We start from the raw sequence: 22513 nt of genomic DNA on the forward strand, positions 1-22513 counted from the left end.
CCATTGTCCGGTGGAGAGGTCCTCCGGCTTCGCGGCATCGGCGAGCTGTTTGACGGCCCGCCAGGTCATCCCGAGTTGTTGCTGGACCGAGCGTTGGCTGTGGCCTGCCTTCCGCTCGGCCGCTTCGCTCAGGTTGTGCCAGAGGTGCCACCTGTCCGCGACCTGGATGGCCTGTGGTGCTCCGGCGGCGGCGCCTTCGGCGAAGAACGGTGCTCGGTCCCGGCAGATCACCTCGACGCGTGGCCGCTGGGCGAGCCACGCCGCCAGACTGGATGCCTCCCGGTCTGGGAGGAGATCGATTGGACGGCGGGTTTCGACATCCACGAGGACGGTGCCGTAGTGGCAGCCCTTGCGGGTGGCGTACTCGTCGACACCGACCACCCGCGGCGCCGGTACTTCCGGCTCGGGCAGTGCGTTGACCAGGCACAAGACAGTGCTCCGGCCCACGGACACGCCGAGGACGGCGGCCAGCCGGGCGCCGGCCCGGCCAGCCAGGGCGAGACCGAGTGCCGCGAGGGTCGAGCGCAGTCGTTCCGGGCGCTGACCATGCCTGCCGGTCAGGCCGGATATCTGCTCCACGAAGGTCCGGCGCCGACACAAGGCCGTCGGGCACCGGAATCGCCGGACCCGAAGCTGCAGCACGACCCTGCGCCCGGCGCTGGGCACGTCGGCAGGAAAACCGCAGGCAGGAACTGTGAACACGGGTCGACCAGGCTCCGCAGTCCGGGCAGGCGGCGTCAGTCGCGGTGCACTTCGCGTCAACACGCACCATCGCGATGCCCACGTCCACCGACAGCACCGCGACGTTCGCGATCGACGGGAACAACAGCTCCTTCAGTCGGAGCACGACCTCGTCCACAGCCCCGCACTGTCAGCCCGACTGCCCTGACCACGGCTCATTTTTGGGCGACTTCGAGCGCTGCCCGGCGACGCTCAGCCTTCACTCACGGTGGCCACTGCACGGAAGCTGTGCCAGAACCCGGGATTTGGCAGCTCCCGCGGGGCATCACTGCCCGGCGGTCCCTGGCCGGGTGAGTCCGGCTCCGACCCTGGTCAGCATCTGGCCGAGGAGGTGGAGGGCTCGCGCCCCTGGCGGCAGGCGTCGGTGAGTTTTTCGGTCACCGCGAGGGTACGGCTGTCGTCTTGGGCGGCCAATACAAGGACGAAGCGCACGTAGTCACCGATGTCGGTGCCCTGCGGGTGCTGGTTCATGGAGGTGTGCAGGCGCGCTGCCAGGGCGGGCAGAGTGCGGTCCGTCGGGAAGACGACGGCGAGGCCGGCGAGGGCGAGCCGGACTGCGGGGCATTCGGCGGACCAGCGGGCCAGCAGATCAGGGGTGCGCAACTGGACCGCGTTGCGGGCCCGGGCCTCGCTGTCGGGATCGGCATGTTGCGGGGTGGCCGGCCAGGTTTCAGCGAGGTTGCGCTCGGCGACGGTGGCGGCACGGAACAGCAGGTCGACGGCTTGGAACCGGTGTCGGGCGGGAATCCGGTCGTCGACGGCCAGGGCCGCGAGCAGGGCGAGGCCGTCGGCGGTGTAGGGCTGGCAGGTGTCCTGGTGGAGGATCTCGTTGTAGAACTCGGCGAGGAAGGCCCGGTCGTCCCAGTCGGGGTCGATCTCCGAGTGGAACAGCATCGCCGCTTGGAGCGGCATGCGGTCCGGCAGGCGATCGGCGATGACGTCCCGGAAGAGCTGCCGGATCGGCGGACCACAAGCGATCGCGTGGTGCTGGGTTTGTTCGGGTGCGGCGTGCGTGTCCACGACCAGCGCAGCCTACTGGAGCGTCTCAGGCGTCGAGGCAGGCAGCGGCAGAGGTCAGCGGGCGCAGTGGCGCGATGGCGCAGTGAGGCCTGGCGATCATGGTCGTCGCGGAATGCCTGGTGCGCGGAAAGTCGGCAGGATGAGGGTCTGAAGGGGTCTGAACGCAGAGCGGCAAGTGTTCGGTTCGTGGCAGGGGCCGGGCCCCGACCCAGGGGGAGGAGGTCGGGGCCCGGTCGTTGCCGCGGCCGGTCATCGTCCCTTTCGGAAGGTGTCCTTGACGTCTTCCTTGGCCCGGCGGGCGTTGCCCTTGAACTGGTCGGCATGGCCTTCGGCGGTCATCCGCTCGTTGCCGACGGCCCTGCCGACGATCTCCTCGGCCTTGCCCTCGGCCTGCTCGACGTGGGCTTTGGCCTTCTCGGTGCCCGACATGGGGACCTCCTCGTGACGTGCCGGATGGATCGTGACCCTCGCATGCTCCCGAGCCCGGCCGATAAACCTCACCCTCTCGCGACCACGTACGAGCGTCCCCGGACCCCGCCTTCCCGGTGGACCGATGCGCTCGCCGTTGCGCGCCTGCGTCGATGGAAAACCGGTGAAGATCCGCGCATGGGCGGGGAGTACCGGGCATCCGGTGCTTCGGAGGTTGATAACCATGGCTCCCCTGCTCCTCGTTCTCCTGCTCGCCCTGATCCTGTCGGTGCCGGTTTCACGCTGAAGGTCCTCTGGTGGGTCGCGGCCGCGGTGCTGGTGCTGTGGCTGCTCGGGTTCGTCCCCGCCCGAGGAACAGTTCCGGCCGCTGGTACCGCTGCCCCGACGTGACAGGGGCCGTGAAAGCCTCCGGTCCGGAACGGCACTCGGTCGCGGATCGTGGTTCACGGCGAAGCCTGGCGGCAGTGTTGCCGGTAGCGGGATCGATCGTGACGCGGTGGTGTCCTCAGGACCCGAACAGCCAGGTGGCGAGTGTGGTGACGGCGTCGGTCCCATAACCGCGGAGCCGGTGACCGGGGTGGAGGAACATGTCGATTCCGGCGTGCCGGCAGACGGGAGAGTGCCCCGCCGACGCGGCCCCGGCCGCCACCCCCGCCGCAGGTCACGGCCGCCGCCCTGAGCCGGGCCGTGGAAGCCCGGCGGCCCGCAGCCCGGGTCCACCGCCATCCCGGCCCCGCCGACATCCTCCTGGCGGCAGCCCGGCCCTGCTCTTGGTCGGGCCCGTTCATCCCCCCGTGTCCTCCGGACGTGCGACGCGCCCGCAGGGGCCCGGCGGTTTCACTGAACGGGTCGGTGCCTGAGGAACCAAGCCCATCTGTGACCCAAAGCCCATCCCCGAGGGGACCTGCCCGATCCGGCATCGCACCGATGGGTCCCGGCCTCCAGGAGGACCAGATCATGCGTACCCACCGAGTCCTTTCGACCGCAGGGATGGCAGCCGCGACCTTCGCCTTGATCGGCCTGGCTTACGCAGCACAGGCATCCGAAGGCCCGGTCCACGCTCGCGCGGCCGCCGCGGCGAGTCAGAGTGCCGCTTACGAGGTCACCGCCTCGTCGGCCCCCCTCGGCCACAGGGCCGCGGTCACGCCCCACACCACGGTGGGGGCCTTCTGCTCCTCGCTTCCGGGCGCCCGTCCGTAGAAGGCTGAGGCCGGTACTTCGGCCGCGAGAGCCGACAGGGGAAAACGATCCGGCAGGGGGAGGGCCCGTTTGAGCACCACCCGGCACCGAACCGAACTGAAAGGCGTGTGGAATGAGCTCGCAGAGGACATCACTGTCCGTTCCCCTTGGAAACGTCCCGGCGGTCTTCCGTCCGGTGGACGGGAAGGGTACGGGCCCCAAGAACGCCGCCAGCTCCCCTTCCCGCCTCGCCACCGTCCTCCACGGTGACAGCGCACAGCTCCCACGCTTCCGACTGAGCACCTTGGACACCGGAGACGGTCCACACCCCCTTCCGGGCGTCACCCGTGCACACTTCGTGCCTCTGGGGACTCAGCATGACGCCCTACGCTCCCGTCACGAGGGGAGACTCCATCGGGCGTCGACGCGTGCCGCGCACCGACTTGACCGCGTGGCAGCACTGTTCGGATGCGGGTATCCGGCTGACGCCCGCAGTGCCCTCTGCTTCCATCCAGGGGACGAGGAGAACACCGTCGTCTTCGCCGAGGCACGCTTCGCCCGATCGCAGCCGCAGTTCCTTCACCTCCAGGGCGCCAAGGCCATACCTGATGGGGGTATGAAGCCGGACCACGTCAATTTCAAAACGGGCCCCTGCCTCTTCGGCGCGCGAGCCGTGCGCGTCTTCGACGAAGCAGGTGGACAGCTCGATGTCCTGTCACCCCGGAAGAATTCTCTTTCACACCGCCTTACCCGCGTGTGGGCGGATCCGGAGCTCTCCCTGTACGAGTACGAAGCCGTTCTGCGGCAGACGCGCGCCATCGCGGATGTGGCCTCCGCGACCCCGCCCGATGCACTGCTGACCGTCACGATCGATATACCACGCGTCCAGTACTACCTGTACCTGCTCGACGCGTTCCGCCGCCAACTGGCAAGCCCCGGCCTGCTCCTGGAGTGGTTCGACCTCGTCGATCTGCGGCACGACCGCCTGGTCGACTTCTTCCGGGACCGCTTGCACGCCGAACTGAAGGAGGTCGCGCGCGACGACGTCACGGTCCGCGCATCCGACGGCCTGGATGCGCTCGCCTCCCCGATACGCGCTGATGTGGCCAGGAACGCCGTGCCGCGCCTGGAGGCCCTGCTGGATGACCTGGCTGCCACCGGCGACGCGGCGTGGACACTTCTGCTCGACACTCAGCCGCCTCGTGACATGGCCGCACTCGGTACCGCGAGCTACCTGGTGGAGGCTCTGCGCACTGCCGTCGTACACGAGGGCAACGGCACGGACCTCGGCATCCACGTCGAGGACTACAGGGAGTGGAAGATCCTCGACCGCGCCGAGCGCGTGCTCGACGGGATCAGAAGCGCCGGCTACCAGACCAGCCCCGGCATCATGCTCGGCATGTATCCGTTGGAGCGCATCATCAACAGCTCTCCGGCCAGGCGACCTGCGGAGCTCTACTACCTGGACCCCGGCCGCCGCGCCGTGGACGAACGAGGACGCGAGGTGGACCTCTTCGACGCCGTCGGCGCCCTCTACGCCTGAGCTCGTGCTGCGCCGGCCATGGACGGCAGGGCAGCCGCCCTCGTACCCGATGCGGCGGGCGACGCGCGGCCGCCAAAAAGGGCGGCACAGCGGAGCACCAAGGAGCAGTTCGGGTATCGCAGCAGGGGCCGCAGGGTCTGGTCGAGCGGATGGAACACCACCAGGTGGCGATCTACCTGGCGGCGATGGCCGTAGGCGGTCTGCTCGGATGGACGGCCCCCGGCCTCGGTCCGGGGCTGGAGAGCGCGATCAACCCGGTCCTCGGCGCGCTGCTGTTCGTCGCCTGCCTCCAGGTGCCGGTCACCGAGGTGCTGCGGTCGCTGCGTGACGGTCGGTTCCTGTCCGCCGCGGTGGTGGTGTCCATCGGTGCCAGGTAGCTTGCACAGTCACACATGATGTGGCTGAGCGCGATAGGTGGCCTTTGAGCACGCTGGTCGGCCCTTGTGCGCGGTAGTTGGCCCGCCGGCTGACCATCCTTCGAAAGTCGTTCCTCCCGGAGGTGGGCCAGGACCGGGAGTCAGAGGGCCAGGCGGCGGATCGCGACTGCGGCCGCGTCGTCGTCCAGGTGGCCGTGGACGTGGGCCAGAAGGTCGTCATGGAGGGCGTGGAGGAACTCGGCAGGGTCGTCGTTGGTCCACGAGGGCGCGCGGTCGGTGAGCTGGTAGAAGTGGTGGCCGGCGTCACGTGCCTCGATGACGCCGTCCGTGTACAGGAGGAGGAGGTCGCCGACCTCGAAGGGAAACGTCTGGACCTCGTAGGCGGGCATGCCGAAGGCGCCGCCGAGTCCGATCGGAAGGTAGCTCTTCTCCGGCGTGAGGGCGGTGACGTGAGTGCCGCGCAGGAGCAGCGGCGGTGGGTGGCCGCAGTTGATGAGGTGGACGAGCGGTTCGTGGTCGGGGATGTCGAGCAGGATCGCAGTGGCGAAGTCCTCGTCGGTGTCCTGTTCCGTCCCCGGGCGCCACTGGCTGCTGTCCCAGCGGAAGGCGGCGTCCAGGTGGATGGCGAGGCGGGGCAGGGTGGCCTGCCGGTGGGCGGCCGCACGGAAGGCGCCGAGCAGCAGGGCGGTGTTGTTGATCGAGGCCAGCCCGTTGCCGCGGACGTCGCCGATGAGGAGCCGGGTGCTGTGGTGATCGGTCCGCGCGGCTGCGTACAGGTCGCCACCCAGATGGGCTTCCTCCTCGGCCGGAATGTACAGGCCGGCGACCCGTAGCGGGCCGGCGCGGCCGGGCAGGGGCTGCAGCAGCACGCTCTGCGCCGCCTCGGCGACGGACCGCACCCGGTGCAGCTGTCGCTCCCGCTGGTCCCGCAGCACGCAGATGCCGACACAGACGGCCGAGACGACGACCAGAGCGGCGATCTGAGCCTGGATGTTGGCGGAGGACAGGCTCTCCCTCAGCACACCGATCAGCACCTGGGCCGCCACCGCGAGCACTCCCATCAGAGCCGTCACGCGAGCGCCCGCGAACGCCACCGTGATCGCCGGCGCCGCCACCAGCAGAGGCCCGAGGTGAATGTGCGCTGGAGCCAACACGTCCACCACGCAGACCGCGACGATCAGACCCACAGGGATCACCATCAGCGCGGGCGCATGACCCGGCTGCCAGGACCGCCGGAGGTCCCGCCGTGGTCGCGAAGTCATGCCCCAAGCCTTCCACTCGCCTCCCCGATGCAGGAACGCGCCGCTCCGAAGGTCGTGCGCTGCGCATGACCACTGACCGCGCCTGCGCCCCTGACGGCCTCCTGTCGATGGGCCGCCGCGCACGGCTCCCAGGGGTGCCGGGCCACTCGCCAGCCGCCCTGTCACGCCGGGGCCCCGCCCCTGTGCATCGCATCCGTCCATCCCGGCACCTATCGTGCACAGTCACACTGGTCTACGGCTCCTGTCGGATCCGCCCGGGGCGACATGCGGCGGTTCTCGGCGTAGGCGGCGATCTTCGCCGTTCCGACCATGGTCGCCGGGGTGTACGGGATGAACTTCGAGCACATGCCGGAGCTCGGGTGGAGCCCCGGCTACCGTCTGGCCGTCGCCTTCCTGCCCCTGGCATCCGGCCTCTTCTACTGCGCCTTCCGCCGCAACGCCTGCTCTGACCGTCGACGGTCGTCCGGAGGGGGCTGCGGGGGGGCCGGGTCAGGTGATGCCGATCGTGTAGGCGGCCCGGAAGCCGGGGCCGTCGGCGTCGGGTGCAAGGGTCAGCGCGGCGCCGGACTCCCGGTAGCGGTCGTCACGCTCGTTGGGATGCGCGGGCACCTCGCGCTGCGAGTAGGGCGGCCGCGTGTACAACTGCTTCAGCCAACCCTCGGGGAAGAACAGCTGTGAGGACGTTTCGGAGTGGTTGTCCGGTCGCACCTTGAAGTGGATGTGCGGGGCCAGCTCGGCGTACCAGCCGGGCACGACCGTCCGGAAGGTGCACCGGCCCGCGCTGTCGGTGAACTGGGTACCGCGCAGCCAGGTGGCCCCCTTCGCGGAGTACTCCCCGGCGGCGTCCGCCTGCCACACGTCCACGGCGGCCCCTTCGACCGGCCGGCACCCCTGTGAGGTGCGGACGACGGTCAGGTCGAGCCGGAAGGGGACCCCTTGGCGTCCCCCGGTGATGTCGGAACGGACCAGGTCCAGGTCCAGGTAGTACGGGCCGGATCCCCACTCGGTGGTGAGCACGCAGCGGGGGGCGGCGGCAGCGCCGGGCGGGGCCGGATCCGGGGAGAGGCCGGCGCCCTCGTCCACGCCCGTGCCCTCAGCGGCCGAAGCGGCCAAGGCCGAGGCGAGCGTGATCACCCCGGCCGTTCCTGCCGCGAAGAGGACCGCGCGCCGGGTCGCGGGGGCAGCGTCATGTTCGGCCATGAGGGCTTCCTTCGACGTAGGTGTGCCGTCGCGCCGTGACGGCCCGCGCACCACTGTGCCCGCCGGTCACGGACGACGGGGTGACCGACACGGGCCAACCCCGAGCCGTCCGGCCAGTACGCCTCGGCCACCACTGACGGTGCCTGGAGATGGCGTCACTCTCGGCGGCCTACGCCGGGGCTGATCTGTTCTTCCGGCCCACAGTGGAGCCACCAACGGCTCGGGATGTTGCCTTCCGGTGACCCACGCAGCCTGCGGTCGCCCAGCCTCCCGGGCCCGGCCAGGCGTCCGCTGACGGAATCAGCCCGGAGCCGGCCGCCCGCCCTGAGGGGTCAGCCGGCGCACCGATGCCCCGAAAACTCGGGTCTGCCAAAGGAACGGTGGAACAGCCCCGGGTCTCGCGACCAATGTGCATCGATGTCAGCTGACACGGCACTACACACGAGACCCACGTTTGCCCATCGCGGATGCGAGCAGGAGAGCGGTCACGACCGATCCGGTACAACACGCAAGACGAGCAACTGCCAGGTGCGTCCTCTGTCACTCGACGAGCGAAGGGCCGACAACTGCTCTCCCCCTCTCCCGCCGTCGAAACCACTGCGTTGATGACCAATCCTTCCTCAAACGCACCGGGGCGAAGCCGTCTCCGAACCTCGTCGTTGTCACGGAGGATGCGAGGCGCCGCACCGGCGCCGACGTCGGGAAGGTAGGTGTGGATCAGACGAGTTCTGGGCCCATCCCCGTTTGCACCGCAGCCGCATCCGCCGCAGGCCGAGGTGGCCGCCTCCCGTAGGGGGCCCTCGGCGATCACCTGTCCGCTCTCATGCAGCAGCTGGGCCAGCATGTCACGCACCACAAGCCCGTCGGCAGGATGCACGTCCAACCGCAGGACCGTACGGATGTCGCTCTCGTCGCCGGTCAACAAGCCCGTGATGACAACGGCCGGCCGGGCGACCGTCTTCTCCTCGTGGATCTGCAGGCGGCGAAGCTCATCCGGCGGGGGTAGGGAAGATCTCGGCGGGGAGACGACCCAGGTGTGCTACCGCGCGAAGATACTCTCCTCGCCCGGCCGCTGTCCGCGCACCGACGCCATGGTCGTCCACCTCGGAGCCGACGCCTGGCAGCTCGCAGCCGCCCTGCCGAAGGCCCTGGCGGGGCTTCCCGGCACAGGAACGACCACCTCCATCCTCGCCCGCCGGCTTTCGCCGGGACTCGCGATGGCGTGGGAACCGGACGACATCCGGCCCGGCTACGCCCACCTGAGCTTCGGCGAGCACCGGGCCGCAGCTCTCGCCGACGGCCTGATCCGCCACGCCTCGGCCTGCGAGCCGCTCTCCTGCGACGAGGCCGTCGGTGGAGCCTTCACCGAGGCGGGCATCGATCCACTTTCCCCCGACCGCAACACCGGCTCACCCACCCTGGACCCGTGACGCTGGAAAGGCCTGATGACAGACGCCGCAGGGTACGACGGGGCGAGCTGGGGGCCTTGAGCCTCGGCGTGGGTTATCGCAACGGTCTCCCAGCGGCCTTCCGTTCATCCCTCCGCTCGTCCGAGTGGAGGACAGGCCTGCCGCGAAGAGATGGTGGAGTGGATACCGCCAGCAGGACGGTCATCAGGGAACACGAACGAACTGATCGCAGCCCTCGTAGGGCGAGCACCCTGGGCATCACTGCGAATGGCCCCGGTAGCCGAGCGACCGCTTCACTCACGCACTGCAACAGGTCGACTACCCCCCGAGATATACGCTGTACGGAGGTTCTGATGAACACCATCAAGTCCGGGAGTCACGTGGCATCGCGCGGGCGTGTCGTCGTGAGTGTGGAGAGTGCCGAATCGGGCGTAGCCGCATTGCGGCGGGGGGCCGCAGAGGCCCGGCGGCGCAAGGCCGACCTGGTCGCGGTCGCGACCTGGACGCCCTATGGAGGTGAGCTCGCCGAACTGCAGATGCCGTGCCCCGAGATGTGCGCGGCGTTGGAGCGCAAGGCGCGTGACCTCTTGGACACGGCGTGTCGGGGTGCCGAACTGGAAGACGTGACAGTCGAGCGCCGGGTGGTGCGCGGCACACCTGGCAAGGTGCTCCCCAGTCTCGCCTTCGGTCCTGATGACGTCCTCGTTCTGGTCGACCGGCTCGGCTCCGCCTTCTGGCCGGCACCTCGCTCGTTGGTGCGCAAGTGCCTGCACCGATCCCCGGTGCCGGTGATCGTCGCCACCAAGGGTCGGTCTTGAGCCGGGCCGACAGACCTGCCATCACCACCTCCCGCGCGGTTCCCGGGCACGGCCGAGAGGGGCTCCCTTCGGCCGCGCCCTGGGCGCCGCCACCGGACGCGAGAGTGGCGACCCTCTTCTCACATCCGCCCACACGGTGGTCGACCTCTGGATCTGCGCAACCATGAGCGCCGGGCACTGACGAGACCCTGTGCGCCGGTGCGCCCTCGGCCACACCGGCGGCGTCCATGCACCTCCCGACTCCTCCGTCGACCGTCCGTTGCGCTGAAAGGGTGGTTGGGGAGTCCGGTGAGCGGATGGCGCACCGGCAGTGGGCGCGAACCCTGCGATGGTCCTTCAGGGCTTGCGCAGACCGCGGACGGGGAGCTGGGTGTGAGGGACTCCGGAGGCGCCCTTGTCCTCGTCTGACGGTGTCCGGCTTGGCGCCCGGGACCGGCTGGTGCTGACCGCGCTGGTGCTGATCACCTTCGTCGGCTCGATGGACTCCACGATCCTGGCCACGGCGCTGCCGACCATCGCCGCCGACCTGGGTGACCTCCAGCACCTGTCCTGGGTGGTGACGTCCTATCTGCTCGCCGTCACCGGCTCCGCTCTGATCTGGGGCAAGCTGGGTGACCTGCTCGGCCGCAAGCCGCTCCTGCAGACCGGGCTCGTCCTCTTCCTCCTCGGCTCGGTGCTGTGCTCGCGCGCGCAGGAGCTGCCCGAACTGATCTGCTTCCGTGCTGTGCAGGGTGTCGGGGCCGGCGGCATGTGGGCCATCGCGCCTGCCGTCCTCACCGGCGTCGTCGGCCCTCGCGAGCGCGGCCGTTACCAGGCGTACGTCGCGGGAGCGGCGGCTGTGGCGTACGTGCTGGGGCCCTTCCTGGGCGGTCTACTCGTGGAGCACGCTTCGTGGCGCTGGGCGTTCTATCCGAACCTGCCGTTCGGGCTGGCGGTCATCGGACTGCTCGCCGCCTGTCTGCGTCCTGAGCGGGCCACCGGGCGGCCCCGGATCGACTACTGGGGCAGTCTGCTGATCGCGGCCTGTGCGTGCGGGACCACCCTCCTGGTGACCTGGGGCGGGGTCGTCTACCCCTGGCTCTCGTTGCCGATGCTCCTGCTCCTCGCCGGGGTCGTGGCCCTCGGCGTCCTGCTTCGGTGGGTCGAACGCGGCCACCCTGAACCGCTGCTGCCCGGCCGGGTGGTGCGCGAGCGCGTGTTCCGCACCGTGGCTCCGCTGACCTTCTTCTTCTGGGTGGTCGAGTCCGGCATCGTGAACTACCTGCCCCTGTTCTTCCAGGTGGTCCGGGAGGGGTCACCGACCGTCTCGGGCATGATGCTGCTCCCGACGTCCCTCGCCTGGCTGCTGACGTACACCGCCATCGGCCGTGCCATCGCACGGACCGGCCGCTACCGTCATTTCCCGATCATCGGGGCCGTGCTCCTCGTCGCGGGGCTGCTGCTGTTCGTCGCGCTGCCCAAGGCTGCCTCGGCCCTGGCCTACGGCGCGGTGCTGGCGGTGCTGGGAGTGGCGTTCGGGCTCGTCTCCCCGATCGCCCTGATCGCGGCGCAGAGCGCGTGTGCCTACGAGGACGTGGGCGTCGTGACCTCAGCGGTGGTCTTCTTCCGCAACCTGGGCAGCATCTACGGGGCGGCCCTGTTCGGAGCGGTCCTCAACAGGAGGCTCGTCGACAACCTGGTCCGCGACGCAGACGTGGGCCGGTTCACGGCCGCGGAGGCCGAGCGCATCCGTATGGGTCGGCCCATCGCTCCGGAGAGCCTGACCCCAACCGCCCGGCAGGCCTACCTCGGCGGTTACGAGGCGGCCGTGGACGAGGTGTTCCTCGCCGGGCTGGCCGTGTCCCTGCTCGTGCTGGCGTTCGCCTGCGCCGTCCCAGCCGTTCCCCTGCGGCGGACGATGACGGCCACCGGCGTGCGCAAGGACAGCAACGTCATCCCTTCCCTCCCCGCCGGTGACGACCACGTGCGCGAGGCCCTGGAGACCCTGGCCCGGGGCGGACTGCGTTCCGTACGGCGCAAGGCCGGGGAGCTGGGGCGGCGCTACGAGGTCTCCCTCGACGAGATCTGGCTGCTGTGCCTGGTCACTTACTGCGAGACGGCCGACGCGCACTACCTCGCCGAGGTCATGGGCCTCTCGCCGCCCGCGCTGCGCGCCCGCCTCCGGTCCCTGCGGACGCGGGCGCTGCTCCACGCCGACGACCGGACGCGGGAGCCGACTCCCAAGGGGAGGGATCTCGTGGAGGAGCTGTCCGCCACGCTGCGCGAAAAGCTCGACGCAGACGGCTCCCGCGACCCGGCCGCCCGCGGCGCGCGGGACCCGCTCGATCTGGGGGCCCACGCGCTGGAAATCCTGGCCGAGGGCTCGGCCTTCCGCCCGCGGCGGGAGGCGGACTGATGACGCGGCGCCGCCGGGCGGCTCGGGGTGGGCCCGGTGGCGGATGGTCGGTGGGGGCGGGCGGTTCGGCGTACTCGACGGCAGCGGCACGGGCGGCTCGACGGATCTGCGACGCCTATCACTGCTGCACTTCGCCGCGTACCAGAACGCCGGCCCCGACAGTCCGCTGTACCGCAGGGCGCGCACCGGAACGCGCATCGAGAGCACGATCGGCGCCAACGGGCTGCCTGACTTCGACCAGTTGTTCGCCCATCTGCGCCGCGACGTGGGCAGCGGGCGGCTGCCCAGGTGTCGTGGATCGCGGCCCCGGAGCTATTCAACGAGCACCCCGTCTACCCGGCGAACTACGGCGCCTGGTATGTCGCCCACGTCCTCGACGCGCTCACCAGCGACCCGAAGGTATGGAGTAAAACCGCGCTGATCGTCACCTACGACGAGAACGGCGGCTTCTTCGACCCGCAGCACCGCAGCAGCCTGGCGTCGGGCTGTCCACCATCCCGCACCACTCCACCCGGCCGTCCTCCGGGCAGGCCCCGAAACGTCACGTCAGTGACGGCGGCGTCCATGCAACGGGTGTTGTACACGACCCAGGTGTTGAGGAAAAGCCGAGGGCGCCGACCTGGTCGCACCGGCGGGGCCGGTGCGGCGGGGTTCGGCGGACGCTCGACCCCGGGCCCGCGACCGGGTGGACGATCGCCGGGCAATCACCCGACTTCCGGCGGCCGTCCCAGCTGGGCGGACACCCGCCCGTCACCCGTGCGGACAACACTGCGGGTCGATAAACCGAGGCCGACGCCGCCATGCTCGCCGCCAGGGACCGGCCGTGCTGAACGCCGCGCTCACCCCCGCCTCCGAGGACTGGCGCGAGGATCAACTCGCGAAAGACAGCCCGCCGCCGCCCGCGATGGTACGGCGGCCGACTGCCCCAGCCTTGTCAGCGGCGGACGGCGACCGCCTCCACCTCGAACAGCACCTCCGGCGTGGCCAGGCTCGCCACCCCGAGGAGGGTCTGGGTGGGCGGCTTCCCGCCCCAGCCCTCCCGCACGGCCGCTGCGATCGGCCCGAGCTTGCCGGGGTCGTGGTCGACCACGTACGTCCTGAGCTGGACGACGTCACCCAGGCCCAGCCCATGGGCGGCGAGCGCGACGCCGATGTTGCGGAACGTCTGCCCCACCTGCTCCGCGAAGTCGCCCGAGACGACCGCGCCGTCCGGGCCCGACCCGTACTGACCCGACACCAGCACCAGTGCCGAGCCCTCGGGAACGCTGACCGTGTGGCTGTAACCGAACGGGACCGGGTCGTGCAGGCCATCCGGGTTGATCACTTCGTGTGCCATGTCGTTGCACCTCTCCTACGGGACGGGTGTTTTCCGTGGCCCCAACCCTCCCAACCCATCACGACATCCTGTGTCATGTATTCGGATAGGCTCCTCGGATGCGTGCCGACCGGTTGGTGTCCCTGGTCCTGCTCCTGCGGCAACACGGCCGGATGTCCGCACCCGAGCTGGCCCGCGAGCTGGAGGTGTCCACCCGGACCGTGCTGCGCGACATGGACGCCCTGGCGGCAGCCGGCGTCCCGGTCTACGCCGAACGCGGCCGGCACGGGGGCTTCGCCCTGCTCCCCGGCTTCCGTACCGAGCTCACCGGACTCAACCACGACGAGGCACTCGCCCTGCTGGTCGCCGGATCGCGACGCGGCGCGCAGGCGTTCGGTCTCGGCACGGCCCTCTCCTCGGCCATGCGCAAAGTGGTCGACGCGCTCCCCCACACCTCCCGGGCCACCGCGGCCGGCGCCGCCCAGCGCCTGCTCATCGAGCCGGAAACCGACCTGCTCGCACGCCGCTCACCCACCGAAGAGGTACCCGAAGCCGTCCTGACCGCAGTGCGGCGCGCGGTGTTCGCCGGACGCAAGCTGCGCATCCACTACGCGGCCGCGGACAGCACCCCCACCTGGCGTACGGTCGACCCGATCGGGCTGGTCACCGCACGCGGCCACGGCTATCTGCTCGCCACGAGGTCCGGCGCGGACCGCACCTACCGGATGTCCCGGATTCTGGCCGCCGAGGAACTCGACGAGCCGGCACAGCGACCCGACCGTGTCGACCTCAACCAGGCCTGGCAGGAACGCAGCACACGGTTCCGCACCGGTGGCGACCAGGTCACCGTGCTGCTCCGCCTGGACCCGGCACGGCGCGGGGAACTGCTCGACACCGCGCTCGCCGTCCGCGCCGACAACCAGCAGCCGGACGCAGACGACCTGCTGCGCCTGGAGGCCACCTTCCAGGACGCCAGACACGCCGAATGGGCACTGTGGCAGCTCGGTACAAGCGCAGAGGCCCTGGCACCGCAGTGGCTGCGCGACTCCCTCCGGGACCGCGCCACCACGATCGCCACACGCTACGGGACACCACCGGGCACAGGCCGCCCCAGGGACGACGGGCCGGCAGATGCGCGTCCAAGAACCCGTACTCCGGCTACGGGACGCGGAACAGCGACGCGAACGTGACCCGCCCGGTCCTGGCCAGCAGGGTGGTCGCCATCCGAGTTGCCCGGTGACGACACATCTGCCGTTGGCTGGAGCAACGCGGGCCCCTGCGGGCATGCCGCCCCCGCCCCGGTCGATTGCCCCGAAGGCCGGACAGCCCCTCCGCGGAACAGGCGCGCGCCGGGACCGGCTCACCGGCCGACTGGTCGTCGCCCCTGCCCCGAACCCCTGTGGCCACCCGCAGACCCGGGCGTCTACTGGACCAACCAGTTCCATGTCCGGGCCCCCAGAAGTGGACGGGCCCATGGGGCCCGGACCTGCCGCCGGGCACCGCGCCTCTTTGCCACGCCGCTACACGCCGCGTGGTGCCTGTTGCGCAGCTGGCGACTCCGGTCCTGGGGTCAGTCACGGCGCCTCGGGGGCTGGCCTGGCCCTTCCTCCCGGTCCAAGGCCGCCAGTCCGTCCAGCCAGCGTGTCCGCCGTTGCGCGCTGGTTTGGTCCCACCACGGGGTGCCGCGTTCGCCGAGAGCGACCTTGGCGGTCTGGACCCGCTTCCTGGCCGCGCTTTCGGCTTCCTCGTCATGGACCCGCAGGGCGGCTCCAACGGCCCGCCGGGCCTCCATCAGGTGGCTGCGCAAGCGCTGGGCGACATCCGGGGGCAGCTCCGGGTCGGTGGCCCGCCAGCGCCTGCCGTTGACGACGACGTAGCGTCCGTCCTCGGTGTGCTCCGGCGGAGGGCGGGGTGACATCAGGCGTTCCCTCCTTGCCGGGGATACTCGGACGGGCGAAGAGTCGGGGAAGAGTGTCGCACCCCTCCGGGCGCCACGGACGAAACCGATCGGCCGGACCTCCGAGAAGGCCATGCCGTTCACCCGGCATAACGGCCAGCCGCCTCAACCTGCGCCCGCCAGACGTCGATGATCGGGTTTCCACCGTTCAGCGCGGGGGCGACCTGTTGGTCGTCGATCCATTCCTCCAGGTCGATGCGGCGCGTCTCCTCGGGCATGCGCAGTACCTGTTCGGGCTGCGGTGGTCGAAGGGCAGCCCGGCCCTTCACCCGATGGCGGCGGCCGTCTGAGGGGGCTCATGAGCCACCCACATGCCCTATCGCGCTGCCTGCCGACGTGGAAGCATCGGCTGGCGAATCGGTCCGCGAGGCATGGCGTGAGAAGCGGTGGCTCAGATGTGGGAGTACAAGATCCAGCGCATCGACGTTCTGGAGCAGGCGGAGTCGGTGCTCGACCAACTCGGCCGGGCCGGATGGGAGGTGGTGGCCGACGTCCCCAACGCGGTCACGCCGATGACGCACTGGCCGACCGGCCACCTCCCACGGAAGGTGCTCCGGCTTGTGCGTGAGGTCGCCTGCCTTTCCCGGCCCCGGCTCGGCCCGGGCGCACCGGCTGCTGCTGAACCCGATCACCTCTTCGCCGGACGAGCGGGACGCCCGTGGCCTCCACGCGAACCGACCTCGCCCCTCACCCTTCCCGCTTCACTGGGTGCCCGAAGCCGGCAGATCCGCTTCTTGAACCGCGAGTCCAGCAATCCGCGGCCTCACGCACGTCAGCGTCAGACGGGGAAAGTCAGCCATTCGGCTGCGGGCCCGCGCGTTCAGCCGGGCCGGAAACCGCTTGCGCCCTAGCGTGGCTCGGGGGCGATCCAGGCACATCGCCGCCGACATCCCGCGTCTTACGGAGGCAGCACCTTGACCACCACACTTGGCGAGCTCACCGGGGACTATGTACTCGACCCCGCCCACACCCGGATCGGCTTCGTGGCCCGCCACGCCATGGTGACGAAAGTGCGCGGCGCGTTCCACGAGTTCGAGGGCACTGCCCATCTGGACGGCGCCGACCCGTCCCGCTCCAGCGCCCAGGTGGTGATCAAGACCGAGAGCATCGACACCGGCGTCGAACAGCGTGACCAGCACTTGCGCACCAACGATTTCCTGGACGCTCCCACCTTCCCCGACATCACCTTCCGTACCACGGCGGTCGAGCGGAAATCCGACACCGACTACCGCGTCACCGGCGACCTCACCGTCAAGGACACCACCAAGCCGGTGGTCATCGACTTCGAGTACACGGGCAACGCCGTCGACCCCTACGGCAACCTGCGCGTCGGCCTGGAAGGCTCGGTGACCATCTCCCGCAAGGAGTTCGGCGTGACCTGGAACGCGGCCTTGGAAGGCGGCGGAGTGCTGGTCGGCGACAAGATCGTCCTGGAGTTCGACATCTCCGCGATCAAGCAGGGCTAACGGCGCCTGTCGACCCATCAGCTTCGGCGCAACCGGGGCAGGAAGCAGTCAGCCGCTCTGCCTGATCGGTGGCTCTGGGACCGGCACGTCCCCCATGCTGATCGCGCTCGGAACCGAGGCGGCTATGGCCGGCTATCGGGTCAAGTACGTGCTGGCCTCTCGTCGGGCGGCCTCGACGCGCGCTGGAGCTCTGGCAGCATCAAGGGCGCCGAGAACCGCATCAGAGGGGTCAAAATGATCTGGTTCGTGAACCAGATCACAGAGATCGCCCGGATCTCGGCGCCCGACGACGAAGGAGACCGTATCCGGGGCTTGTTCCTCGCCAGCCACGAAGTCGAGGGGACGATTGAGTGGCAGGTCCGCGACAGCAGGCTCATCATGTCGCCGGCCGACACCGGACACCACTACCTCGACGAACAACCCACCCATTCCGAGGGTTCCGATACACGAGCCCGCCATTGTCGACGGCCCGGAACGAGGTCGTCGAGTGCCTGCGGGTCTGGGCCGCCGACGGCACCTGAGAGAAGGTCTGACGCCGGTCCTCAGCCGACCAGGCGGCGGCGCCAGTCCAGGGGGGTGACGGTGATGGCCCGGCCGGGGTCGTGATCCCACTCGGCGTGGAGGCCGACGGCTTCGAGGGCAGTCACGACCTCGTGTCCGATGGCTGCAGTGGTATCGGCCGAGTCGTCGAAGCCGCCGTAGAGGAGCGTCAGTCCGTGGCCGGCTGCGGCGGAATCCGTGCACTGGGAGTGGAAGTAAACGAAGCCGCGGGCATCGGGCCCACCTTCGCCGCCGATCTCGGACTGGCCGCAGCTACGGCAACAGGTGAAGTTCTCGCGGGCGGTGATACGGGCCTCCTGCAGGGCGGTGAACGCGCGGGTGAGCCGCTCAGGGTCGGTCTCGCCCTGCCATGCGGCTTGCTCCGCGACCCGCTCCAGCCACAACCGGTCGGCCAGTGCCTCGGCCTGCTCGCGCGAAACGGGCCGGCGGTCCTTGGTGACCAGGAACTCCTCCGCAAGCTCAGCCAGTTCGGCGCGAGAGGCGTAACCGCAGGCCAGCACCTCGCGGACACGCTTCTCCAACTCCGCGCGCTCGTCTTCGTCGAGGTCGAGAGGCGGCACCTCACGGGCGGGCCCCATGTCCAGCAGCGACCAGGCCAGGCCGTCGTCCCATCCGGCCTCCTGGCGGGCCCATCCGGTCATCGCCGCAATCACGACCTCCGGCCCGTCGGCCATCGCCTGGAAGTGCCGGTCAGCGGCACCGTCGCGGTACTCCAGCGTGTAGTCGCCACCGGCCTTGTGCCAGACCTGGGCGAAGACGTCGGGCAGGTCGGGTATGCGCTGGACCACCAGGAACAGGTCACCGTCACCACCGATCCGCCGGACCAACCCAGCCAGCTCCTCGGCGGATACACGGACGTGCCGCTCCCAGTTCTCCGTCCCCACTACGATCTCGAGCATGCGCAGACTCTGACACACCCCTCTGACAGCAGACCTCCCGGGAGCCGGCAACGCACATGCGCTGCGAAAGCTCGGCCTCGGAAGACGCCGCGCAGGCCAGATTGGCCTCACTCCTCTCACCCCTGATCGATGGCATCGGGCAGCCGCGCCGATGCTGCGGGCGCGGGTGAGGGGAGGGCGGCTGCTCGACGGGGAGCGCGCTGTTCGCGCTGAGCGTGTTTCGCAGTCTGGGCCACCCGCCGATGCCTCGATCTCGGGCGAGAGAGGGGTTGCTCCGGTTCGGCGGACATGCGAGATCCGGGTTCGTGCCCGGGAGGGATGTCCGTGAAGGCCGCCCGGGCCCGATGTCGGGTAGTTGTCCGTCGGTGTCGACCAGGTCCGAGGGTGCTGCCCCGGGCGGAACGGTCCGACACGCCGCGTCCGGTGGACCGGGCTTCACCGGTGTCCCGGCCTCGACGGCCGACAATGCGTGACGGAGCGGCCGGCGGGTCGGCTCCCGCTCCGGCTCACGTGACGGGACACAGCGACCATGACGAGACATGCGAACGCCGGCGGGGGCGGGACATCCCGGGGCAGGTTCGGCCGTCGGGACCGGGCGGTCATCGCGGCCGCCGGCATCTGCATGCTCCTGGTGCAGATGGACTTCTTCGCACTGAACCTGATGCTTCCCGTCATCGGCCGGGACTTCCACACCCCCGCCACCAACCTCCAGTGGCTGTTCAGCGGCTCCATGCTCGCCCTCGGTGCCCTGTTGATCACCGGTGGCCGGGCCGCTGACCTGTGGGGCCGCAAGCGTGTGCTCGTCACCGGACTCACCGGCTACGCCCTCGCTTCCGTCGGGTGCGCCGTGGCGCCGAATCCCGCCTGGCTGATTGCGGGGCGAGTCGTCCAGGGGTGCACCACGGCCCTGGTCTTCCCCGTGGCCGTCGCCGTGGTCACCGCGTACTTCCAGGACGCGCGGCAAGGACGCGCCGTCGCCATCGTGATCACCTGCGGCACGATCGGAACCATTGTCGGGCCCGTCGTGGGCGGGGCGCTGGCCGAACACGTCAGCTGGCGCGCGTTGTTCCTGCTGAACCTGCCGTTCTGCCTGACGGCCATCGTGCTCCTGCTGCGGCACGTCCCCGAGACGCGCGACGAGCAGGCCGGCGGCCGGCCCGCCCCGCCCAGCGTGCTGACTCTGGCCGGCGGTGTGGCCGGCATCCTGATCGGCGTGGACCAGGGAAGACGCTGGGGCTGGGACTCAGCCGCGACCCTCGGCTGCCTCGCCGCAGGGGTGGCGCTGCTGGGCGTGTTCCTCCGCATCGACCAGCGCTCCGAGCGACCGTTGCTCGACCTCGGGCTGCTGCGCAACCGCCTCTTCGTCGCTGTCGCACTCGCGGGGACGCTGTCCAACATGGTCCACGCTCTGGTCAACCTCTTCTCCGCGATCTACCTGCAGCAGGTACGCGGGCTGTCGCCGCTGGGCTCCGGCCTGGTCTTCCTGGCCCTGTCCGTGGGCCTGGGCGTCGGCAACTACTCCTCGGGGCATCTGGCGGAGCGGATTCGTCCCGAGACCCTGATCGTGGGCGGCCTCCTGCTCAGCGGCGTCAGCCTGTTCACTTTGACCTGGATGACCGACCTCGCCGCGTACACGGCGGTCTTCGCGGTGGTGGGCCTGGGGGGCGGGGCCGTCTGGGCGCTGGCGAACGTGACCACACAGTCGTACGTCGAGCCCGGACGCCTCGCCGCCGCGTCGGGTCTGTTCCTGACCACGATCGTGCTGTTCGGTGCCGTGACGCTGGCCGTGGGCTCCACCCTTCTGGAGGCGATCAGCGGCTCGGAGGTGCATGCGGCCTTTGACGGCCCGGCCATCGACACCCTGCTGCGCGGGGCCGCGCTGCTGTCGGTACTGGGATCCGCTGCCTTGATGCTGGTCACTCGGGGCCGCCGGCGGCCGGCCGGCGGCTGAGACGCCGGCCGGCTGTCGTGACAGCGTTCTTACCGCGCCCCGAGTGGGGTCGTCGGCGGCGGTCGACCCGTGACCCGGCCGGCCGCTCGAAGGCCGTAGCACGAGCCGCTGTCCGGGCAGTTCCACGTAGCGGTACGTGAGCTGGCTCAGGCCGAGCGTCAGGACCAGGAAGACCGCGGTGGGGAGGAACTTCTCGCCGGGCCGACAAAGGCCAGGCCTACCCTGGCCTTGTCGGCCCGGTGGAGCAGGCGCAGTGGACGCAGGTGGTCGCCGCGGGACGGATCTCCAGACGTTCGGGCGGAATCGTCTCGCCGCATGCTTCGCACTGCCCGTACTGTCCCGTCCCAGTCGTTGCACCGCCCGGTCGAGTTCCTCCAGGTGCTCGCGCGCCTGCGCCATCAGGGCGGCCGCGTGGGCCCGTTCGAAGGCTGTGCTACCTCCTTCGGGGTCGTGCTCGTCGTCGACCGCGATCAGGGCGTTGGCCGCGACGGTCCCGTCGAAGTCACGGCCGAGCGCGGCCGCCCGTGCGAGGGTGTCGGCTCGGTCGGCCGCGAGGCGTGCGCGGGCGGTCGAGAAGCTGGAGGGGCCGGGCTCGTCATGGCCTCGTCGGGGTGTTACCGGGCGAGCGGGTCATCGAAGGGAGACACCATCTGGCCCCCGGGCTTGCCGATCGCTTCCGCCCGGTCCTGGGGCGAAACCGGCGACGAAGTCGGGGGCCGGTGAGGGGCGGTCAGGGGAATCGGGAACGGCGAAGCGGCGTTGCCCCAGCATGGGCGACGGGACGGGCCCGTACGCCGTTCCAGGGTTCACCGGCAGGCTCGCCGCGTCGGGCCGGCCGCCCCAAGTCCCGGCTGCCGGGCAGGACCTCGTGCCCAGACCGTCTCCCGCGCCGGCCGGGAGCGGCGTACCGTGGTCGGGTATGAACGATGCCGCGCGGGCCACGGGTCCCATGCTTCCGCCGACCGATCCGCCGAAGTCCCCGCCCCCGCAGAAGGAGCCCGTCGAGGCGGTCGGGCCGCGGCAGCCGGCGACGAGGCCGGCCGGCGGGGTGGAGCTGCCACGGCCGCGGATGGTGATCCGCAACCGGCCCACCCGCGCGCTCGTGTTCCGCTCCGACCAGTGGGCGCCGGCCAAGGCCGCCGCCGCCGCGGTCGAGACCGTGCGGGGGTGGGGGTACACCCGTATCAGCACCGATGACCTGACCGCTTGCGTGCGCGTCCTGGCCTGGGCCGCGGTCGGCGCGGGGGGCCGCCGGCTGAGCCTGCACCTGGCCGACCAGGAACAGCGGATCCTCGTCCTCGTCCTCGGCCACGCCCCGGCCGACACCGGTGAGGACGTGCTGCGCGTTCTGGGAGCGCTGCGGAGCGTGGCTGCCTGCGGCACCGACACCGACGAGGAAGACGGCCCGCGGTTGTGGGCGCTGCTGGAGGCCGAACCGCGGCGAGGGCCCGTGGTCACATCACCGCGTCCCGGCCCACGACGGCCGCTGCGTTAGCCCGCGCCGGGGAGACCGGTCCTGACCGCCCAGGTTCTGCCCGTACGGTCGGTCACCCAGCCATGTACTCGTCGAGTACCGCTATGCCCAGCCACCGTCGGCATATCGATACCCGACAGGGAGAGGCATGAGGAGCACACGACTCGCGAGGACCCTCGCCTCGGTCACCTTTGCGCTGGCGGTGCTCTGCGCCCTCGTATGCGTCTGCACGGCGGTCACGCACGCGCTCGTCCAGGCCCATGCTGTACAGGGACATGCTGTTGCCCACGGTGCCCAGCAAGGCGTGCAGGAGCAGCGGCAGGAGGTACCAGGCGGGTGCGGCGGCGACCAGGGGCCCGATGTAGTCGCCGGATCGTTCCGCCGGCCGCTTCCCGGTGGACGGTGAGGGGCTGGGCCCGGCTTCCGCCGCCGGGCGCGAAGCACAGCGGGTCCCCGTCGCCCAGGGACTCGTCCAGTTCGTGCTGGGTGTAGATGGTGCGGAAGTCGAGGTCCGTCC

The 22513-nt window shown here is 70.5% G+C and carries 16 protein-coding genes and 8 pseudogenes; 13 read left to right on the forward strand and 11 right to left on the reverse strand.

Annotated elements, in window-relative coordinates:
• Positions 1 to 39: 39 nt before the first annotated feature.
• The 3 genes and pseudogenes from ACFY0O_RS24740 to ACFY0O_RS24750 all read right to left on the reverse strand — a co-directional run.
• Positions 40 to 765 (reverse strand): annotated as a pseudogene (locus ACFY0O_RS24740) (ISL3 family transposase); the annotation flags it as partial.
• 288 nt (positions 766 to 1053) lie between these two features.
• A complete protein-coding gene (locus ACFY0O_RS24745; protein ID WP_388950095.1) occupies positions 1054 to 1761 on the reverse strand; it encodes a hypothetical protein in 708 nt (235 codons plus the stop codon).
• 249 nt (positions 1762 to 2010) lie between these two features.
• Positions 2011 to 2190, reverse strand: coding sequence for a CsbD family protein (locus ACFY0O_RS24750; protein WP_388950097.1), 180 nt, complete (start codon positions 2188 to 2190; stop codon positions 2011 to 2013).
• A 223-nt stretch (positions 2191 to 2413) separates the two neighbouring features.
• Between ACFY0O_RS24750 and ACFY0O_RS24755 the strand changes: the two are divergent.
• Positions 2414 to 2570 (forward strand): annotated as a pseudogene (locus ACFY0O_RS24755) (hydrophobic protein); the annotation flags it as partial.
• A 128-nt stretch (positions 2571 to 2698) separates the two neighbouring features.
• Here the strand turns inward: ACFY0O_RS24755 and ACFY0O_RS24760 are convergent.
• A pseudogene (locus ACFY0O_RS24760) lies at positions 2699 to 2806 on the reverse strand (aminoglycoside 6'-N-acetyltransferase); the annotation flags it as partial.
• Between the two features lie 1014 nt (positions 2807 to 3820).
• Between ACFY0O_RS24760 and ACFY0O_RS24765 the strand changes: the two are divergent.
• Both ACFY0O_RS24765 and ACFY0O_RS24770 read left to right on the forward strand, forming a co-directional pair.
• Entirely contained in the window at positions 3821 to 4912 is a 1092-nt protein-coding gene (locus ACFY0O_RS24765) for a hypothetical protein (protein WP_388950098.1), read from the forward strand.
• A 149-nt stretch (positions 4913 to 5061) separates the two neighbouring features.
• A pseudogene (locus ACFY0O_RS24770) lies at positions 5062 to 5274 on the forward strand (arsenic resistance protein); the annotation flags it as partial.
• 155 nt (positions 5275 to 5429) lie between these two features.
• Here ACFY0O_RS24770 and ACFY0O_RS24775 read toward each other — a convergent pair.
• The gene (locus tag ACFY0O_RS24775; protein WP_388950100.1) at positions 5430 to 6488 is read right to left on the reverse strand and encodes a PP2C family protein-serine/threonine phosphatase; all 1059 of its coding nucleotides are present in this window, start codon (positions 6486 to 6488) and stop codon (positions 5430 to 5432) included.
• A gap of 354 nt (positions 6489 to 6842) precedes the next feature.
• Between ACFY0O_RS24775 and ACFY0O_RS24780 the strand changes: the two are divergent.
• A pseudogene (locus ACFY0O_RS24780) lies at positions 6843 to 6974 on the forward strand (CorA family divalent cation transporter); the annotation flags it as partial.
• A 66-nt stretch (positions 6975 to 7040) separates the two neighbouring features.
• Here the strand turns inward: ACFY0O_RS24780 and ACFY0O_RS24785 are convergent.
• Complete coding sequence (locus ACFY0O_RS24785; RefSeq protein ID WP_388950103.1) at positions 7041 to 7751, reverse strand: intradiol ring-cleavage dioxygenase; 711 nt, start codon at positions 7749 to 7751, stop codon at positions 7041 to 7043.
• A gap of 1034 nt (positions 7752 to 8785) precedes the next feature.
• On the opposite strand from ACFY0O_RS24785, the gene ACFY0O_RS24790 reads away from it, so the two are divergent.
• The 4 genes and pseudogenes from ACFY0O_RS24790 to ACFY0O_RS24805 all read left to right on the forward strand — a co-directional run.
• Positions 8786 to 9181: a T3SS effector HopA1 family protein gene (locus ACFY0O_RS24790; RefSeq protein ID WP_388950105.1), complete on the forward strand. Its 396-nt coding sequence runs from the start codon at positions 8786 to 8788 to the stop codon at positions 9179 to 9181.
• A 332-nt stretch (positions 9182 to 9513) separates the two neighbouring features.
• On the forward strand, positions 9514 to 9978 hold the full coding sequence (locus tag ACFY0O_RS24795) for a universal stress protein (protein WP_388950107.1): 465 nt from the start codon (positions 9514 to 9516) through the stop codon (positions 9976 to 9978).
• A 394-nt stretch (positions 9979 to 10372) separates the two neighbouring features.
• On the forward strand, positions 10373 to 12373 hold the full coding sequence (locus ACFY0O_RS24800; protein ID WP_388950109.1) for an MFS transporter: 2001 nt from the start codon (positions 10373 to 10375) through the stop codon (positions 12371 to 12373).
• Positions 12374 to 12661: 288 nt separating this feature from the next.
• Positions 12662 to 12772 (forward strand): annotated as a pseudogene (locus ACFY0O_RS24805) (hypothetical protein); the annotation flags it as partial.
• 535 nt (positions 12773 to 13307) lie between these two features.
• Here the strand turns inward: ACFY0O_RS24805 and ACFY0O_RS24810 are convergent.
• The gene (locus ACFY0O_RS24810) at positions 13308 to 13709 is read right to left on the reverse strand and encodes a RidA family protein (RefSeq protein WP_388950111.1); all 402 of its coding nucleotides are present in this window, start codon (positions 13707 to 13709) and stop codon (positions 13308 to 13310) included.
• Positions 13710 to 13807: 98 nt separating this feature from the next.
• Here ACFY0O_RS24810 and ACFY0O_RS24815 point away from each other — a divergent pair, with 98 nt between their 5' ends.
• Positions 13808 to 14878, forward strand: coding sequence for a helix-turn-helix transcriptional regulator (locus ACFY0O_RS24815; protein WP_388950113.1), 1071 nt, complete (start codon positions 13808 to 13810; stop codon positions 14876 to 14878).
• A gap of 380 nt (positions 14879 to 15258) precedes the next feature.
• Here the strand turns inward: ACFY0O_RS24815 and ACFY0O_RS24820 are convergent, their stop codons facing one another.
• Positions 15259 to 15606, reverse strand: coding sequence for a hypothetical protein (locus ACFY0O_RS24820; RefSeq protein ID WP_388950115.1), 348 nt, complete (start codon positions 15604 to 15606; stop codon positions 15259 to 15261).
• Positions 15607 to 15725: 119 nt separating this feature from the next.
• Positions 15726 to 15863: a hypothetical protein gene (locus tag ACFY0O_RS24825; RefSeq protein ID WP_388950118.1), complete on the reverse strand. Its 138-nt coding sequence runs from the start codon at positions 15861 to 15863 to the stop codon at positions 15726 to 15728.
• Between the two features lie 696 nt (positions 15864 to 16559).
• On the opposite strand from ACFY0O_RS24825, the gene ACFY0O_RS24830 reads away from it, so the two are divergent.
• Positions 16560 to 17111: a YceI family protein gene (locus tag ACFY0O_RS24830; RefSeq protein WP_388950121.1), complete on the forward strand. Its 552-nt coding sequence runs from the start codon at positions 16560 to 16562 to the stop codon at positions 17109 to 17111.
• A gap of 46 nt (positions 17112 to 17157) precedes the next feature.
• Positions 17158 to 17274 (forward strand): annotated as a pseudogene (locus ACFY0O_RS24835) (AAA family ATPase); the annotation flags it as partial.
• A 379-nt stretch (positions 17275 to 17653) separates the two neighbouring features.
• On the opposite strand, the gene ACFY0O_RS24840 reads toward ACFY0O_RS24835, so the two are convergent.
• Positions 17654 to 18571, reverse strand: a complete 918-nt coding sequence (locus tag ACFY0O_RS24840) for a DUF6891 domain-containing protein (protein WP_388950123.1) — start codon at positions 18569 to 18571, stop codon at positions 17654 to 17656.
• Between the two features lie 529 nt (positions 18572 to 19100).
• On the opposite strand from ACFY0O_RS24840, the gene ACFY0O_RS24845 reads away from it, so the two are divergent.
• On the forward strand, positions 19101 to 20522 hold the full coding sequence (locus ACFY0O_RS24845) for an MFS transporter (protein ID WP_388950125.1): 1422 nt from the start codon (positions 19101 to 19103) through the stop codon (positions 20520 to 20522).
• A 217-nt stretch (positions 20523 to 20739) separates the two neighbouring features.
• Here the strand turns inward: ACFY0O_RS24845 and ACFY0O_RS24850 are convergent.
• A pseudogene (locus tag ACFY0O_RS24850) lies at positions 20740 to 21086 on the reverse strand (TraR/DksA family transcriptional regulator); the annotation flags it as partial.
• A 355-nt stretch (positions 21087 to 21441) separates the two neighbouring features.
• Here ACFY0O_RS24850 and ACFY0O_RS24855 point away from each other — a divergent pair.
• Positions 21442 to 22017, forward strand: coding sequence for a hypothetical protein (locus ACFY0O_RS24855; RefSeq protein ID WP_388950127.1), 576 nt, complete (start codon positions 21442 to 21444; stop codon positions 22015 to 22017).
• Positions 22018 to 22513: the final 496 nt, after the last annotated feature.

The sequence above is a fragment of the Streptomyces sp. NPDC001594 genome, from assembly GCF_042893675.1.
GTDB lineage: Bacteria > Actinomycetota > Actinomycetes > Streptomycetales > Streptomycetaceae > Streptomyces.

What these genes read in the sequence shown, in the direction of transcription:
- ACFY0O_RS24775 (WP_388950100.1), bottom strand. Translation starts at nt 6,488, where the DNA reads ATGGTGATCCCTGTGGGTCTGATCGTCGCGGTCTGCGTGGTGGACGTG.
- ACFY0O_RS24785 (WP_388950103.1), bottom strand. Translation starts at nt 7,751, where the DNA reads ATGGCCGAACATGACGCTGCCCCCGCGACCCGGCGCGCGGTCCTCTTC.
- ACFY0O_RS24855 (WP_388950127.1), top strand. Translation starts at nt 21,442, where the DNA reads ATGAACGATGCCGCGCGGGCCACGGGTCCCATGCTTCCGCCGACCGAT.
- ACFY0O_RS24750 (WP_388950097.1), bottom strand. Translation starts at nt 2,190, where the DNA reads ATGTCGGGCACCGAGAAGGCCAAAGCCCACGTCGAGCAGGCCGAGGGC.
- ACFY0O_RS24825 (WP_388950118.1), bottom strand. Translation starts at nt 15,863, where the DNA reads ATGCCCGAGGAGACGCGCCGCATCGACCTGGAGGAATGGATCGACGAC.
- ACFY0O_RS24840 (WP_388950123.1), bottom strand. Translation starts at nt 18,571, where the DNA reads ATGCTCGAGATCGTAGTGGGGACGGAGAACTGGGAGCGGCACGTCCGT.
- ACFY0O_RS24845 (WP_388950125.1), top strand. Translation starts at nt 19,101, where the DNA reads ATGACGAGACATGCGAACGCCGGCGGGGGCGGGACATCCCGGGGCAGG.
- ACFY0O_RS24820 (WP_388950115.1), bottom strand. Translation starts at nt 15,606, where the DNA reads ATGTCACCCCGCCCTCCGCCGGAGCACACCGAGGACGGACGCTACGTC.
- ACFY0O_RS24795 (WP_388950107.1), top strand. Translation starts at nt 9,514, where the DNA reads ATGAACACCATCAAGTCCGGGAGTCACGTGGCATCGCGCGGGCGTGTC.
- ACFY0O_RS24810 (WP_388950111.1), bottom strand. Translation starts at nt 13,709, where the DNA reads ATGGCACACGAAGTGATCAACCCGGATGGCCTGCACGACCCGGTCCCG.
- ACFY0O_RS24815 (WP_388950113.1), top strand. Translation starts at nt 13,808, where the DNA reads ATGCGTGCCGACCGGTTGGTGTCCCTGGTCCTGCTCCTGCGGCAACAC.